Annotated in this window: 14 protein-coding genes; 6 read left to right on the forward strand and 8 right to left on the reverse strand. The window is 36.3% G+C overall.

Annotated features, from left to right (window positions below):
- Positions 1–3 precede the first annotated feature (3 nt).
- A complete protein-coding gene (locus AC07UM_RS17745; RefSeq protein WP_494681390.1) occupies positions 4–1,206 on the forward strand; it encodes a C1 family peptidase in 1,203 nt (400 codons plus the stop codon).
- Positions 1,207–1,986: 780 nt separating this feature from the next.
- Here the strand turns inward: AC07UM_RS17745 and AC07UM_RS17750 are convergent.
- The gene (locus AC07UM_RS17750) at positions 1,987–3,048 is read right to left on the reverse strand and encodes an NADH:flavin oxidoreductase (RefSeq protein ID WP_494681391.1); all 1,062 of its coding nucleotides are present in this window, start codon (positions 3,046–3,048) and stop codon (positions 1,987–1,989) included.
- 166 nt (positions 3,049–3,214) lie between these two features.
- Between AC07UM_RS17750 and AC07UM_RS17755 the strand changes: the two genes are divergently transcribed.
- Both AC07UM_RS17755 and AC07UM_RS17760 read left to right on the forward strand, forming a co-directional pair.
- Positions 3,215–3,607 (forward strand): winged helix-turn-helix transcriptional regulator, encoded by a 393-nt coding sequence (locus AC07UM_RS17755; RefSeq protein WP_494681392.1) that lies wholly within the window; start codon positions 3,215–3,217, stop codon positions 3,605–3,607.
- Between the two features lie 126 nt (positions 3,608–3,733).
- Positions 3,734–4,150 (forward strand): carboxymuconolactone decarboxylase family protein, encoded by a 417-nt coding sequence (locus tag AC07UM_RS17760; RefSeq protein ID WP_494681393.1) that lies wholly within the window; start codon positions 3,734–3,736, stop codon positions 4,148–4,150.
- 57 nt (positions 4,151–4,207) lie between these two features.
- Here AC07UM_RS17760 and AC07UM_RS17765 read toward each other — a convergent pair whose 3' ends face one another.
- Positions 4,208–6,640 (reverse strand): alpha-ketoacid dehydrogenase subunit alpha/beta, encoded by a 2,433-nt coding sequence (locus AC07UM_RS17765; RefSeq protein WP_494681394.1) that lies wholly within the window; start codon positions 6,638–6,640, stop codon positions 4,208–4,210.
- 136 nt (positions 6,641–6,776) lie between these two features.
- Here AC07UM_RS17765 and AC07UM_RS17770 point away from each other — a divergent pair, with 136 nt between their 5' ends.
- Positions 6,777–7,070 (forward strand): hypothetical protein, encoded by a 294-nt coding sequence (locus AC07UM_RS17770; protein ID WP_494681395.1) that lies wholly within the window; start codon positions 6,777–6,779, stop codon positions 7,068–7,070.
- Position 7,071: 1 nt separating this feature from the next.
- Here AC07UM_RS17770 and AC07UM_RS17775 read toward each other — a convergent pair whose 3' ends face one another.
- The 6 genes from AC07UM_RS17775 to AC07UM_RS17800 all read right to left on the reverse strand — a co-directional run bounded on the left by AC07UM_RS17775 (position 7,072) and on the right by AC07UM_RS17800 (position 12,731).
- On the reverse strand, positions 7,072–8,049 hold the full coding sequence (locus AC07UM_RS17775; RefSeq protein WP_494681396.1) for a polyprenyl synthetase family protein: 978 nt from the start codon (positions 8,047–8,049) through the stop codon (positions 7,072–7,074).
- A 72-nt stretch (positions 8,050–8,121) separates the two neighbouring features.
- Positions 8,122–9,000, reverse strand: a complete 879-nt coding sequence (locus AC07UM_RS17780) for a hypothetical protein (protein WP_494681397.1) — start codon at positions 8,998–9,000, stop codon at positions 8,122–8,124.
- A gap of 251 nt (positions 9,001–9,251) precedes the next feature.
- Positions 9,252–10,202, reverse strand: coding sequence for a sterol desaturase family protein (locus AC07UM_RS17785; RefSeq protein WP_494681398.1), 951 nt, complete (start codon positions 10,200–10,202; stop codon positions 9,252–9,254).
- A gap of 73 nt (positions 10,203–10,275) precedes the next feature.
- The gene (gene rlmN / locus AC07UM_RS17790; RefSeq protein ID WP_494681399.1) at positions 10,276–11,310 is read right to left on the reverse strand and encodes a dual-specificity RNA methyltransferase RlmN; all 1,035 of its coding nucleotides are present in this window, start codon (positions 11,308–11,310) and stop codon (positions 10,276–10,278) included.
- Between the two features lie 76 nt (positions 11,311–11,386).
- A complete protein-coding gene (queA, locus tag AC07UM_RS17795) occupies positions 11,387–12,436 on the reverse strand; it encodes a tRNA preQ1(34) S-adenosylmethionine ribosyltransferase-isomerase QueA (protein ID WP_494681400.1) in 1,050 nt (349 codons plus the stop codon).
- Positions 12,437–12,590: 154 nt separating this feature from the next.
- Positions 12,591–12,731 (reverse strand): hypothetical protein, encoded by a 141-nt coding sequence (locus tag AC07UM_RS17800; protein ID WP_494681401.1) that lies wholly within the window; start codon positions 12,729–12,731, stop codon positions 12,591–12,593.
- Positions 12,732–13,111: 380 nt separating this feature from the next.
- On the opposite strand from AC07UM_RS17800, the gene AC07UM_RS17805 reads away from it, so the two are divergent.
- Together AC07UM_RS17805 and AC07UM_RS17810 are read left to right on the forward strand one after the other, a co-directional pair.
- Positions 13,112–13,804, forward strand: a complete 693-nt coding sequence (locus AC07UM_RS17805; RefSeq protein WP_494681402.1) for an AIM24 family protein — start codon at positions 13,112–13,114, stop codon at positions 13,802–13,804.
- A 50-nt stretch (positions 13,805–13,854) separates the two neighbouring features.
- Entirely contained in the window at positions 13,855–15,390 is a 1,536-nt protein-coding gene (locus tag AC07UM_RS17810) for a M61 family metallopeptidase (protein WP_494681403.1), read from the forward strand.
- Positions 15,391–15,452 lie beyond the last annotated feature (62 nt).

The following is a 15,452-nucleotide window of genomic DNA, read 5'->3' on the forward strand; positions in this document are numbered from 1 at the left end:
GTAATGAAAAATGCCAAAATTGCATCATTACTTTTTGTTTTGTCTGCAGGAAGTATGATGTTTGCCCAAGATGACTTAATCAACAAGTTAAAAAACAACCACTCACAAAATGCTAATTTTCAGTTCACAACGTTAAAAGACGTTGGTGCAACTTCTGTAAAGAACCAAGGTTCATCAGGAACTTGCTGGAGCTACTCAGGAAATTCGTTCCTTGAATCTGAAATGCAGAGAATGGGCAAAAAGCCTGTAGATCTTGCTGAAATTTTTACCGCGAGAAATTCTTATCATGATAAAGCGAAATTATATGTTTTAAATAATGGCGCCATCAGCTGGGGTGACGGAGGGGAACTTCACGATGTCATCAACATGTACAAAAAGTATGGAGCAGTTCCTCAGGATGTTTATACGGGTTTAAAATCCGGACAAACGACAAACAACTTCAAGGAAATGCAGGGGAAACTGAAGCCGGTTCTTGACAGTCTTGTTCAGGCTTCTTCGAAAGGGAAACTGACCGATAACTGGATGGATTCTGTAGATGCTATTCTTGATGAATATTTAGGAAAAGTACCTGCAAACTTTACGTATGAAGGGAAAAACTACACTCCTAAAACATTTGCTAAGGATGTGGTAGGAATAAATCCTGAAGATTACGTAGAATTATCTTCATATAAAGATTATCCGTATTTCCAGAAATTTGTAGTTCCCATTCCTGATAACTGGAGCCACGATTCTGACTGGAATGTTCCGATGAAAGATCTTACAGCAATCATCGACAATGCCGTAACTAAAGGATATTCTGTAGGTTGGGCAACCGACGTTTCTGAGCCTTATTTTTCTTACAAAAACGGGGTAGCTTATGTTCCGGATATGGAGCTTGATCAGATCACTGCAGAGAACAAACAGACTTTGTTTACAGAACCTAAAAAAGATAAAACCATCACTGAAGACATGCGTCAGAAAGCACTTAACAACCTTTCTACAACGGATGATCACGGTATGCATATCGTAGGTTTGGCAAAAGATCAAACGGGTAAAGAATATTATATGGTGAAGAATTCCTGGGGTGTAACCAATGATTTCGCTGGATATCTTTATGTAACAAGACCTTACGTTGAATATAAATCAACAGCTATTTTGGTTCACAAAAACGCCATTCCAAAAAGCATCTTGAAGCAGTTGAAACCCACCAAGAATATTGGTTTATAAGAAAATCATTTCTGCCATTTTAGAGGCAGTTTTAGATATTTAAATCTGTTAAAACCCGCTCCCGGAAATCCCAGGAGCGGGTTTATTTTTAAAATATGCTATTTGAAAGAATATATTTCCCATTTCAGTGCAAAGTATTGTTTGATTTACAAAAAATATTATATTTGCATGAATCAACAAACTAATTAACATGAAAAATCTAAGAAAATTATTAATTTCTGAATTAAAGAAGATTAATGGAGGAAATGCTCCTGAGTGTCCACAAGGAACTACAGCCTGTTACATTCCTGGTAACAATGGATTCCCCCCTCGTTGGAAATGCCTAACGGATACAAAAGAATGTCCATAAGATATAATAAATTCCAAATTTTAACTTTATTACCAGTAAGTACCACAATACTTACACTAATTAACATGAAAATCTAGAAAATTAGCAAAGTCAGAATTAAAAAGAATACATGGAGGAGCCGGTCCTAATATTACCTGCCGTCCCGGAACTATAGCATGCCCTTATAAAGAGCCTGGTTTCCCAATGTATTGGATTTGTGAATCCATCGAAACTGCATGTGGATATCAGGACAACATGTCATAAAAAATGAAATCGGCTTTCAGGAAATCCTGAAAGCCGATTCTTTAATAAATAGGTGAAAATTAAATATAAAATAAAGTGAATTATGCTGATTTACTATCAGGTATGAATAATCAATTTTGCTCCGCAAGTGAATAAAATATGCTGTTAAAAAATTGACAGCGAAGCGAATTTTCTATTCATTATTGATATTAAAATAAAACGCTCATACTTTCTGCTGAAAAGTCCAAAAGAGCTTCGGTATTTCCGTCTTTGATCTTCTGTACCCACTGGTGATCCTGTAAAATGGCTCTTCCTACTGCAACAAGATCAAATTCTTCATTATCAAGTCTTCTGATCAGTTCTGTAAGATCTGATTTTTCTGTTCCCTCCCCTGCAAAAGAATTAAGGAAATCTCCATTTAATCCTACAGATCCTACGGTAATAGTTGGCTGTCCGGTAATTTTTTTAGCCCATCCTGCGAAGTTTAGATCTGAACCTTCAAATTCAGGCTCCCAGAAACGACGTTGTGAACAATGGAAAATGTCTACTCCGGCTTCTTTTAAAGGTAATAACCAATCTTCCATTTCATTAGGAGTAAAGGCCAGTTTAGTTTTATAATCCTGTTGTTTCCATTGTGAAAGACGAATGATAATCGTAAAGTCCTCTCCCACTGCTGCTCTGATCGCTTTCACTACTTCAACAGCAAATTTGCTTCTTTCTTTTAGTGTTTTACCACCATACTCATCTGTTCTTGTATTGCTTACTTCCCAGAAAAACTGATCGATAAGATACCCATGAGCGCCATGAATTTCAAGACAGTCAAAGCCAAGATCTTTCGCTGATTTTGCAGAAGCTGCAAACTGTGCAATCGTATCCTGAATATCTTCAATGGTCATTGTTGAAGCTTTTTCCATTGGAACCAACGGATAGTCTTCCGACGATCTTGTATCGCCTACATGCCAGATCTGAGGTCCCATTTTACCTCCGTTTTTATGTACGGAATCAATTACATTTTTCCAGCCATTCAACGCTTCATTTCCGTAGAAATCTGGAATGTTCTGTAAATTTTTTGATCCGGGTCTGTTGATAACAGTTCCTTCAGAAAGAATCAATCCTACATCCGAAGCAGCCCTTCTTCCATAGTAGTCTGCGATATTCTGTGTAGGAACTCCATTGTCAGACTGTGCTCTGGTCATAGGAGCCATTACAATTCTATTTTTAAGCTGTAAATTTTTGTATTGAAACGGTTTAAATAATGATGATGTGCTCATATTTAAATTTATATTTTATAATTGTTACACAAAGTAACTAATAATAGTTCGTATTTGTACCCTTTATTAAAAAAATAGTGGTAACTTCGCAGTAACTTACATTAGTAACATCAAAGTAACGTATGAAACTTTGGTTCCATATGATAATTAAAATACCTATTTCTCTATGAAAAAGAATGAATTAATGCAATACAGCTGTCCTCTGGGTAAGGCAATGGCCGCTTTGGGAAGCAAATGGAAACCCATTATTGTTCTTGTTATAAAGGACAGAAGGCTGCGTTTTGGAGAGCTTGCTGTGCGCATTAAAGTTATTTCCAGAAAGGTATTGACCGATCAATTGAGGGAGATGGAAACCGACGGACTTGTTATCCGTGAAGAGTTTAAAGAACTTCCTCCACGGGTAGAATATTCTCTTACAGAAAAAGGATTGGCTCTGTTACCTATTCTTTATTTATTGGAAGAATGGGAAGCAAAGTATCAGGTGAAAGGCCAGCATGAAGATAAAGAGTGTGTATTTTTGAATGAGGATGTAAAAAATAAAAAGGCTGCCAATGTTTGATAGCATTTTTTGCTTTAAAATACAATATCATATAAAGTTACTTTCCAAAAGGTAAGTATAGAACGAAAAGGTAAGTATATAGGCTCGAAACTATTTCTGATGCAAATTTGCAGAAAATATTTCATTATGAACTACAAAGAAATTGCAAAAGAAACTATCGGAAATCTGTATAGAGCCCACAACAGCATTAGAAAATCCGGTATTGATGAAAAGCTGATCGCATTGATCGAATTACGGGTTTCTCAAATCAATGGATGTGCCTATTGCTGCAGTTATCACGCTAAAGAACTTTCCAATTTTGGCTTTGGGCAAGATGTTATTAACCGGCTTCCAGGCTGGAAACATACCCATGTCTTCAATCCTTTACAAAAGCTTGCTTTAGAGTGGGCAGAAGCTGTCATTTACAGTAAAAATGACTGGCAATTGATCAAAGCAAAACTAACAGAGCATTTCACAGAACGGGAAATTATAGAACTTACAGCAAGTATCACCTTAATGAATACTTTAAACAAGCTTCGCATTACTTTGGCTGAAATAGATTAAAAAACAATGGGCTTTCAGAAATCTGAAAGCCCATTGTTTTAGTATATTAAATCCCAATTAGAATATCGCAGGATATTTCTGAGGATTTGTTTCATTAAACATAGCGTAGATCTTTTCTACCATATCGTCTGTAGACGGCTTACTGAAGTAGTCACCATCACTTGCATATGCTGGTCTGTGATCATTTGCTGAGATTGTCAGCGGATCTGAATCCAGATATCTAAATGCTTTTTGTTTTTCAAGGATCTGCTGTAAGATAAATCCTGTAGTTCCCCCTTCCACATCTTCGTCGATTACGACTAATCTGTTGGTTTTCTTAACGCTTTCAGCAATTTCATGAGATAAATCGAAAGGAATCAACGACTGGATATCAATTACTTCTGCAGAAATTCCCAGCTTTTCCAATTCGTTGGCTGCTTCTGTTACAATTCTCCATGTAGAACCATAAGTAACCAAAGTAACGTCTTTTCCTTCTTTTGTTACTTCAATTTTACCTACAGGAACAGTGAATTCACCTAAGTTATCGGGTTGTTTTTCTTTTAATCTGTATCCGTTCAGACATTCTACGATAATCGCAGGTTCGTCAGCCTGAAGCATTGTGTTATAGAATCCAGCTGCTTTAGTAAGGTTTCTAGGTACCAATACCAGAATACCTTTTGAAAGGTTTAGAATTCCAGCCATTGGAGAACCTGAATGCCAGATTCCTTCTAATCTGTGACCTCTCGTTCTTATAATCAACGGAGCTTTCTGTCCTCCTTTGGTTCTGTAATGTACCGTTGCAAGATCATCACTCATCCCCTGTAAACAGTAAAGAACATAGTCTAGGTACTGGATTTCAGCAATGGGTCTCAAACCTCTCATTGCCATACCAATTCCCTGTCCAAGGATTGTTGCTTCACGAATTCCTGTATCAGCAATACGCAATGCACCATATTTTTCCTGCATTCCTTCCAATCCCTGGTTTACGTCACCGATGTTTCCGGTATCTTCTCCAAAGATTAAAGTTTCAGGATATTTTTCAAAAATTTTATCAAAGTTATTTCTGATTACTACTCTTCCGTCTACATCTTCAGAACTGTCAGAATATACTGGCTTGATTTCTTTAATGTTTTCAGACTTCCATTCAGATTGAGAATATAAGTGAGAAGAATAGTTATCTTTTTCAACAGCTGTTACTTCATGGTATTTCTGCATCAACTGGTTTCTTTCTGCAGAGTTGGTCCCTCTGGTAACTAATAAAGATCTTCTTACCAAATGGAAGATATCTTTTTTAGCTTTTGAAACAAGCTTATTGAAGTGAGCAATATAAGTTTCGACTTCAGCATTCTGACCTTTAAGACTTTCTACTAAAGGTAAAATAGACTGAATTAATTCTGTAATCGATTTCTGGTAGTTTTCCCAAGCTGCTTTCTGCCCTGTTTTTGCAATCTTTTTTGCTTCATCATCAATTGTTTCCAATTCTTCAGCAGTTGCAATTACTTCTTCTTTTCCTTCGATTTCTATAGAGTAGTTTAAGATCCACTCTTTGAATTTTGCCAAGCCATCATACTCAGCTTCCCAAGCTAAACGCTCTTCGTTTTTATATCTTTCGTGAGAACCTGATGTAGAATGCCCCTGAGGCTGAGTAACATCAATCACGTGAACCACTACCGGTACACTTTCTGTTCTTGCAAAATGTTCTGCTTTAGCATAGGCATCTAATAATGCAGGATAATCCCAAGCTTTCACCTGAATAATCTCACATCCCTGATTCTCTCCCTCTTTTCTCTGGAAACCGCTAAGCATTTCGCTGATGTCAGCTTTTGCTCTCTGATTTTTTGTAGGCACTGAAATTCCATACCCATCGTCCCAGATAGAAACAATCATAGGAACCTGAAGTGCACAAGCTGCATTTAAAGTTTCCCAGAAATGCCCTTCTGCTGTAGAAGCATCTCCTATCGTTCCGAAAGCAATTTCATTCCCTTCTCTTGAGAATTTTTCAGAACCGTCAAATTTTACATTCTTATAAATTGTAGAAGCCTGAGCCAACCCTAATAATCTTGGCATTTGTCCGGCTGTAGGAGAAATATCTGAAGAAATATTTTTCTGAGCCGTCAAATCTTTCCAGCTCCCGTCTTCATTTAAACTTCTTGTTGCAAAATGCCCGTTCATCTGTCTTCCAGCTGAAGCAGGTTCTCTTTCCACACTTGTATCTGCATACATCTGTGCAAAGAAGCTGTCTACTGTTAAGGCATCTATTGCCAATGCAAAAGTCTGATCTCTGTAATACCCTGAACGGAAGTCTCCATTTCTGAAAACTTTCGCCATCGCAAGTTGAGGAAGTTCTTTTCCATCCCCAAAAATTCCGAATTTAGCTTTTCCTGTGAGTACTTCTCTCCTTCCGAGATAAGACATTTCACGGGAGATCCTTCCTAACCTGTAATCTTCAAGTATTTGATTTTTAAAATCTTGAAAGGATATTTGCTGTGTTTCAATATAGGTTGTTTGCATAGCTAAGTAAAAAAGTTTTTAATCTTCAAGTATTTTGCTAATATACAATTTTTAAATTAATTTTAATTTTTAATAAAATTTTTTAAAAATTTGATAATAAAAAAAATTGTGCTTTATTTTGAAAAAAAATGTAAAGATGGAAAAAAAGTCACCCCATATTTTGAATGCATCGAGTAATCTTTTGGGATTTTCACTGATCATTATCACCTCATTGAAAATCTCTAAGATCAGTCAGAGCACCTATTTGGACGAATTTGCAGGATTTGCCTGCATCCTTTTTGCGTGCAGCTGCTTCTTTTCATTTCTGGCGATCAGAACAAGGAATAGAAAGCGGGAATACACGTTTGAGAATATTGCGGATTATTTATTTTTAACAGCTTTATTTTGTATAGTTCTAGCTGTTATTATTGTAACTCTGAAAATAATTTAGTTTAAAATTTTCGCTCAATTACATAGTCAAGCATGCTATGTAACGATGTTTTTGCTTCAGAATCGGGGAATTCATTAAGAATATCCTTTGCTTTCTGTTGGAAATCTTTCATAACCGTAATGGCATATTCCAATCCCCCGGAACTCTTAACGAATTCTATAAGCTCTTTTACACGCTTGGGATTGTTATTATAACGTTTTATGGTATCGAAATAGTATTTTCTATCCTTTTCATCAGCTTTCTTCAGGGTATGAATCAAAGGCAGTGTCATTTTCTGTTCTTTAATATCAATTCCTACGGGTTTTCCAATCACATTTGAGCTTAAGTAATCAAAGAGATCATCTTTGATCTGAAATGCCATTCCGGTAAAGGTTCCGAAATCCAGCATTTTTTTAGCAAGCGTTTCATCTGTACTGTTGGAAAGAACACCTATTTCGCAGCAAGCAGCAATCAAAGTTGCTGTTTTCTGACGGATAATTTCATAATAAACATCCTCAGTAATATCAAGCTTTCTGGCTTTTTCCAGCTGAAGAAGCTCTCCTTCAGACATCTCACGGATCGTTCTGGAAATCACCCCAAGCAGGTCGTAATCTTTATGGTCTGTAGATAATAAAACTGATTTCGACAAAAGATAATCCCCTACCAAAACGGCAATTTTATTCTTCCATAGAGCATTGATAGAAAAGAAATTACGACGTTTGAAACTTTCATCCACTACATCATCATGTACCAGAGTTGCGGTATGAATCAGCTCAATCATAGAAGCTCCACGATATGTCTTTTCTGTCACCTCACCCACGAGCTTGGCACAAAGAAACACAAACATAGGACGCATCTGCTTTCCTTTGGTGGTAACAATAAAACGGGTTACTTTATCTAATAAAGCTACTTTACTCTGCATTGATTCATAAAACTTCTGTTCAAAAAGTTTCATTTCATCATTGATAGGTCGTTTAATTTCTTCTACAATGTTTGCCACAATCTGCGATGCTGGGTGAATAATTATTAATTCTCACAAAGATAATTTTTTTCGGTCAATTTTAAGATAAAATTAATCCTTGACTTGTTCTTTCGGAATAAAATAAAAAGAAGGTTTTGTAGTTCCCAATGGAGATTTGAATTTTTCCCCGGAAATATAAATTCCATTTCCATCCACACTTATTCCTTCAATCTGTCCTATTGAAAGTGCTGTCCCAAGGTAATAATGCATGGGTCTTTCTTTGAAAAATATTCCAGGTTCTGTTTCTGTAAAGATATCCAAAAAGACCTCCGTTTTTCTTGTATATCCTACCAAATAAAGCTTTTTATCAAAATAAGCAGCATCTGTAACCACGAAATTGGTTTTATAAGATTCTATCTTTACAGCATTCTGTTTCTCTTCTTTTTCCGGATCGATGGTATAATGAGTCACCGCTTTTGCGGACCATTCTTTGGTGAAAAGATGAATCTTCCCATGAGCATAGACCATCGCTTCCGCATCAAAATCAGTTTTCAAATAACCGGATGCATAATCATCCTGCTCCGGGTACTGGAATTGTATTTTCTGAATCTGACTATTCTGAAGGCTGTCATTCTGAAAAGGCACCTTGTAAATTTCAAGATCTCTCCTCTTCCCGCCATTATTTCCAAAATCTCCTATATAAAAATGAGTCCCATCATTCGTCAGCGCCTCCCAATCTTTATTCTTAGCATTAACTTTCAAGACATTTACAATTTCCCCTGATGTTTTATTGATTTCAAACAATTCAGGATCGTTTCCACTGTCGTTGAAAGTATAGAGTTTTCCGTTCAGAAGGTTTAATCCTGACGTTTCTTTGATTTTATCATCCAGATGATTAACTCTATATTTTTTTATTCTCAGGAAATCAGCCTGCTGTGAAAATACAGATTGACTAATAATAAGAGTAACGATCAAAAGAAACTTTTTCATAAGACAAAAGTAGGGTTTTATTGTGAGTTGGGGGGCTGGAGAGTCAGAGTGTTTGAGAGATGGAGGGTTGGAGGGTTTTGAGATGCTGGTTATGGGATAGCTAATAGGTAGAAAACAAAAGTTGATCTGCAATTTTACCTTTTGTTTTTTGCTTACTGAGTCATCCTTCGAGTAACCTACTTCCTACAATAGAAAAACGAGCTAAAATAGCCCGCTTTTCGCTCAGATTTTTATTGATTTTAAATCAAAAGTTAAGCAGTTTTCTGCTCTTTCTGATTTTGCTGTTGTTCTTTCTTTTTTGCCTGTTTTTCAAAATACTCTCTCTGGTATTGTCTTACCGTCTTTCCTGTTCCGTCATGCCTCCATCCCGGTGAATTGAAAATATAATTGATTCTGTCTGTGAATTTTAATCCCGGTTGTTTAAGATCTTTCCAGATTTTTCTCCATTCATAAAAAAGAACGGTATCTGGTCTGTTGTCTGGCATTTTAGGGTAGATTCCGTATTTTACAGGTATATTCGGGTCTTCTTTTTGAAAAGTTCCAAATATTTTGTCCCAAATAATCAGACACATTCCCATGTTTTTATCCAGATATTTCACATTGCATGCATGGTGTACACGGTGATGAGAAGGAGTTACCAGAATGTATTCTAAAAATCCCAGACTCTTCACAGTCTGTGTATGTACCCATGTACCATATACCTGTCCTATAGCGTAAGCAACCATAATATGCCATGGATTGAATCCTAAAAACGCAAGCGGTGAAAAATATAAATATCTGTAAAGCGGCTGTAATACAGGGCTTCTGAATCCTGTTGTAAGGTTAAAATATTCTGAACTGTGATGCGTGATATGAACTGCCCAAAAGGCTCTGGAACGGTGGTCAACATAATGCAGTACATAATAGGCAAAGTCTGTTATTATAAAACATGCTAATAAATACCATACGCTAAAATCCCATGAAAAAAGTCTGTGATTGTAAAAGAAAAACATTACGCCCATGGCAAATGCTTTCATGATAAGGTCTAAGCCAAAGTTCATGAGTGCCAGATAAATATTGGTAGCAAGGTCTTTTCCACTATATAATTTAGCTTCTGAAACGTGGCTGTAAATCATTTCGGCTAAAATGACAGAAGCATGCAACGGAATAGACCATGCATATACATTTTCCAGCCCGTCCTCACTCATAAGAAAATCCATCATCACAAAATAATTTTTGCAAAGGTATGGCTTACCCTATTTTTAAGAAAATGTTTGGTTTTTTTTTAAGGAAATTTTAATCTGTTGCTTTGTTGGCCAATTGCCCACAGGCGGCATCTATATCCCCTCCACGGCTTCTTCTGACCATTACCGTAATCCCTGCATTTTCAAGCTGACGAATATAATTTTCTTCCGCCTGTTTGTTGCACTTGTCATACTTTCCATCCCCGATCGGGTTGTATTGAATCAGGTTTACTTTTGAAGGAACCTGTTTGCAGTATTTGATTAAAGCTTTGATATCTTCATCTCCATCATTGATCCCTTTCCATACACAATATTCAAAAGTAATGACAGAAGCTGTCTTTTGATACCAATACTGAAGAGATTCCATAATATCCGTTAACGGGAATTTATCAGAGAAAGGCATGATCTCATTACGCTTGGACTCGATCGCTGAGTGAAGGGACAAAGCCAGTTTCACACGTAAATCATCATCTGCAAGCATTTTGATCATCTTAGGAATACCGGATGTAGAAACGGTAATTCTTCTTGGAGACATTCCTAATCCTTCCGGTTGGGTAATTTTTTTGATGGCCTCTACTACGTTTTTGTAGTTCATCATCGGTTCTCCCATACCCATAAATACGATATTGGAAAGCGGTCTGTCGAAGTACATTTTGCTTTGGGTATCAATAAGTGCTACCTGATCTACAATCTCAGCCACTTCAAGGTTTCTCATCCTTTTCAGTTTGGCTGTAGCGCAGAATTCACAGTTTAATGAGCATCCTACCTGTGACGATACACAGGCTGTAGTTCTTGTTTCTGTAGGAATAAGAACAGATTCCACCATCAGTCCGTCATGAAGTTTCACGCCGTTTTTGATGGTTCCGTCAGAGCTTTTTTGAAGAAGATCTACGGAAACAGGGTTGATGGTATATTCTTCTGAAATTTTTTCACGAAGTGATTTCGAAAGATTCGTCATTTCATCAATCGAATGGAGGTTTTTACTCCATAGCCAGTCATAGACCTGTTTCGCACGAAACGGTTTTTCACCTAAAGTTTCAAAGTAGTCTTTAAGCTGATCTAGTGATAATATACGGATATCTTTCATTTCAGGAGGTAAGTTGCAGATCTTAGGTGACAGGTTGCAGATACTATTACCTGCAACCTATTCCCTATTATCTTTTTTATAGAATTAACATTGCATCACCATAAGAATAGAATTTATACTTTTCTTTTATGGCTTCTTCATAAGCTTGCATAATGAAATCTCTTCCTGCAAACGCAGCAATCATCATAAGCAATGTAGACTTCGGTGTGTGGAAGTTGGTGATCATTGAGGTCGCAACTCCAAAATCGTGAGGCGGATAAATGAACTTATTCGTCCATCCGTTGAAAGCAGATATTTTCTTGTTTGAAGAAACAGAAGTTTCCAATGCTCTCATTGTAGTAGTACCTACTGCACAAACTCTTCTGTGACTTTCTACTGCTTTATTGATAATTAAAGCATTTTTCTCATCGATGATAATCTCTTCAGATTCCATTTTGTGCTTAGAAAGATCTTCTACCTCAATCGGGTTGAATGTCCCCAATCCTACGTGAAGAGTAACTTCAGCAAAATTGATTCCTTTGATCTCTAATCTCTTCATCAAATGTCTGGAGAAGTGAAGACCTGCTGTAGGTGCAGCTACTGCTCCTTCTATTTTTGCATAGATCGTCTGATATCTTTCTGCATCTTCAGGTTCTACAGCTCTTTTGATATATTTTGGAAGTGGAGTTTCTCCCAATTCTTTTAATTTCGTTCTGAATTCGTCGTAAGAACCATCGAATAAGAATCTTAATGTTCTTCCTCTTGAAGTTGTATTATCGATCACTTCAGCGACCAAAGATTCATCCTCAGTGAAGAATAATTTGTTACCAATTCTGATTTTTCTTGCAGGATCTACTAAAACATCCCAAACTCTTGTTTCTTTATCAAGTTCTCTTAATAAGAAAACTTCAATTTTAGCACCTGTTTTTTCTTTATTTCCGTAAAGACGTGCAGGGAAAACTTTCGTATTGTTGAAGATAAACAAATCATCTTCATCAAAATAGTCCACTACATCCTTGAATAACTTGTGCTCGATAGTTTGTGTTTTTCTATCAAGTACCATTAATCTAGCTTCATCTCTGTGCTCTGATGGGTGTTCTGCTAATAATTCCTCAGGAAGATCAAAATTAAAATCTGATGTTTTCATTTTTTAAATTACGGTTTAAAAATTACTGAAATTACAAGGTGTAATTTTCGGAGTGCAAATATACGACATTGAATACCCCTTTGTCAAGTATTATTTACAATCAAATGTAAAACCCTGATTTCATGGGGATTTTTGAAGCTTAAAAAGATTAGTTTTAGGGTAATTTAAATTCAATATTGAACAAATAAGTAAAATTCACTCCATTCATCATCCGTATCCTGATGGTCATAAAATATTCATATTCAAATAATTCTGAAGGATCAATAAAATTGATTCTGTCTGCATTAATTTTCATTTAAAAACTAAAGCTTATTACCCAAATAATCGAGATAGAGAACCTTAAGAAAACGAAAATTTGGCCGATTGGCCCTCCAAAATAGGGTGTAAAAATTATTATAGCTTTACTTTATCATCAATTTATCGCGGGAAACAGAGAAGAATCAGGATCGATAACCGGGATGAAAAACTGGATTTTAATGACCTTGCAGCAACCATCTGCTGTTTGTTTATAAAACCTTGGTCAATAGAAAAAGTAACTGATATATTTAAAGCTAAATGTCAATTTCTAAGAATATAAATTGTTGAATTTGAATTTTAAAAGTAACAAAAGAGATACAAACTCGACAAAATAAAAACAGGAACAGTATAAAAACAACACCTTAAAAATAGATCATTATGAGTAAATATTCGATAGAAGCATTTATCAACGAAACGAAAGAAAATCCTCAGCAAAGAGATTATTTTGAACTGGAAACCAAGCATCTTTTGGAAATCAACCTTAATAACCAGGCAGTATGGACAAAAAAAGGAAGCATGGTAAGTTATGTGGGGAACATCAATTTTGAAAGACAAGGAATGCTGGCCGGCGGAATTGGCAATTTTTTGAAGAAAGCCATCAGTGGTGAAGGAGGAAAGCTGATGAAAGCTGAAGGAACAGGTAAGTTGTACGTCGCTGATTTTGGGAAGAAAGTTCGTATCCTTTATCTGAATAATGAGTCAGTCTGCGTAAACGGAAATGATGTGCTTGCTCATGAACAAAGCATAAAAAGTGATATCACCATGCTTAAAAGTATTGCAGGAATGATGTCTGGCGGTCTTTTCCAGGTGAAACTTTCAGGTACAGGACATATTGCAATTACCACTCACGGCGATCCTTTGACCTTATTGGTTACTCCTGACAGTCCTGTTTTCACAGATCCAAATGCTACGGTAGCATGGTCCGGAAACCTTAGTCCCGAGCTGAAAACCAATATTTCATTTCAGAGTTTGATGGGAAGAGGCAGCGGTGAAGAGTTTCAGATGAAATTTTCAGGACACGGATGGGTATTGATCCAGCCTTATGAAGAGGTTTATTATATGGAAAAATAAGTCCTCTCACAGATAATTTTATATTTTCACAATAACTAAAATACTAGCAGATGAAGACTCTTATAAAGCTATTTTTGGTGATCGTTATATTCTCTAATATGATGATTGCCCAAACACCAAAGAAGAATTATGAATACCACATAGATCTTCTTCATATGTCTAATGATGAGGTAAAGGTATCTTTTGCTCCACCCAAGAATAACCTTACACAAGGTAAGTTTATTATTCCCAAGCTGGTTCCCGGCTTTTATCAGGCGATGAATTTCGGGCAGTATGTTTCTCATTTTACCGCTACTGATAAAAACGGAAAAAAAATACTTACCGAGCGTTTGGATAAAAATAGCTGGATGGTACATGATCTTAAAAATGTTGCTACAATATCTTACCAGGTAGCAGATGGATGGGACTCTTTGGAAAAGGAATCCAATGAGGCCAGATCTGCAGGCAGCATGTTTAAAAAAGACAGTGTTTTTGTCATCAATTATAATTCTTTGGTGGGATATTTTGAAGAAATGAAGGATATTCCGTATCAAATTAACATTACCAAAAACAAGGGTTTTTATGCTTCTTCTGCTTTGGACTATAAACAGAAAAATAAAACTACGGATAGGGTTTGGGCAAAAGATTACCGGCAATTGGTTGACTCCCCCGTTTTATACTCTGTTCCCGATACAACATGGCTGAAAATAGGTCATACCAAAGTCCTTGTATCCTTCTATAATAATAAGGAAAGACATTATTCCAAAACAATAGCTCGTGAGATAGAAAACATTTTGAAAAACCAGCAAGCTTATCTTGGGGGAACATTACCGGTAGACAAATATGCTTTTTTGATTTATTATGAATCTTCCAATGAAAGAGGATTCCTGGGAGACGGTCTGGAACATGCCAAATCTACAATGTGCCTATATCGTTCCGGAAGTATGAAATTTCTTCCGAATGCTTTAAACCGAGTGGCCTCCCATGAGTTTTTCCACATTATTACTCCCCTCAACATCCATTCAGGAGAAATTCAGCATTATGATTTCCTGAATCCCGTCATGTCTAAACATCTATGGCTGTATGAGGGTATGACAGAATATGCTACAATTCATATGCCTATAAAACAAAAAATGATCAGTCTGGAAGACTTTGAAAAAAGCATAGAAGAAAAGATACATGGCATGAAAGAGTTTGATAATAAGCTCTCTTTTACAGACATCAGTAAAAATGCAATGGAAAGACAGGACCAGTACATGAATTTTTACCAAAAAGGACCATTACTCGGGCTATGTCTGGATATAAGATTAAGAGAACTCTCTAATGGCAAAATGGGAACTCAGGATCTGATGCAGCTGCTGATGAAAAAATATGGAGAAGGAAAATATTTCAATGATGATGACCTGTTTGATGAAATTACAAAAATGACTTATCCGGAAATACGTACATTTTTCAGAGATTTTATAGAAGGTACCCAGCCTCTTCCTCTGAAAGAATATCTGGAAAAAGCAGGTTTTAACTATGATGAAATTACAGGAAAAGTAAGTGTTCTGCCTAATCCTGATTCAAAACAGCTCGCTTTAAGAAAAGCATGGATCAATCAGTAAATTCTCATGCAGATAAAAAACAGGGTATAAATAAAAAATAAAATAAATGAGAAAAATAGGAA

The organism is Chryseobacterium sp. GW821-FHT04C04, assembly GCF_059420365.1.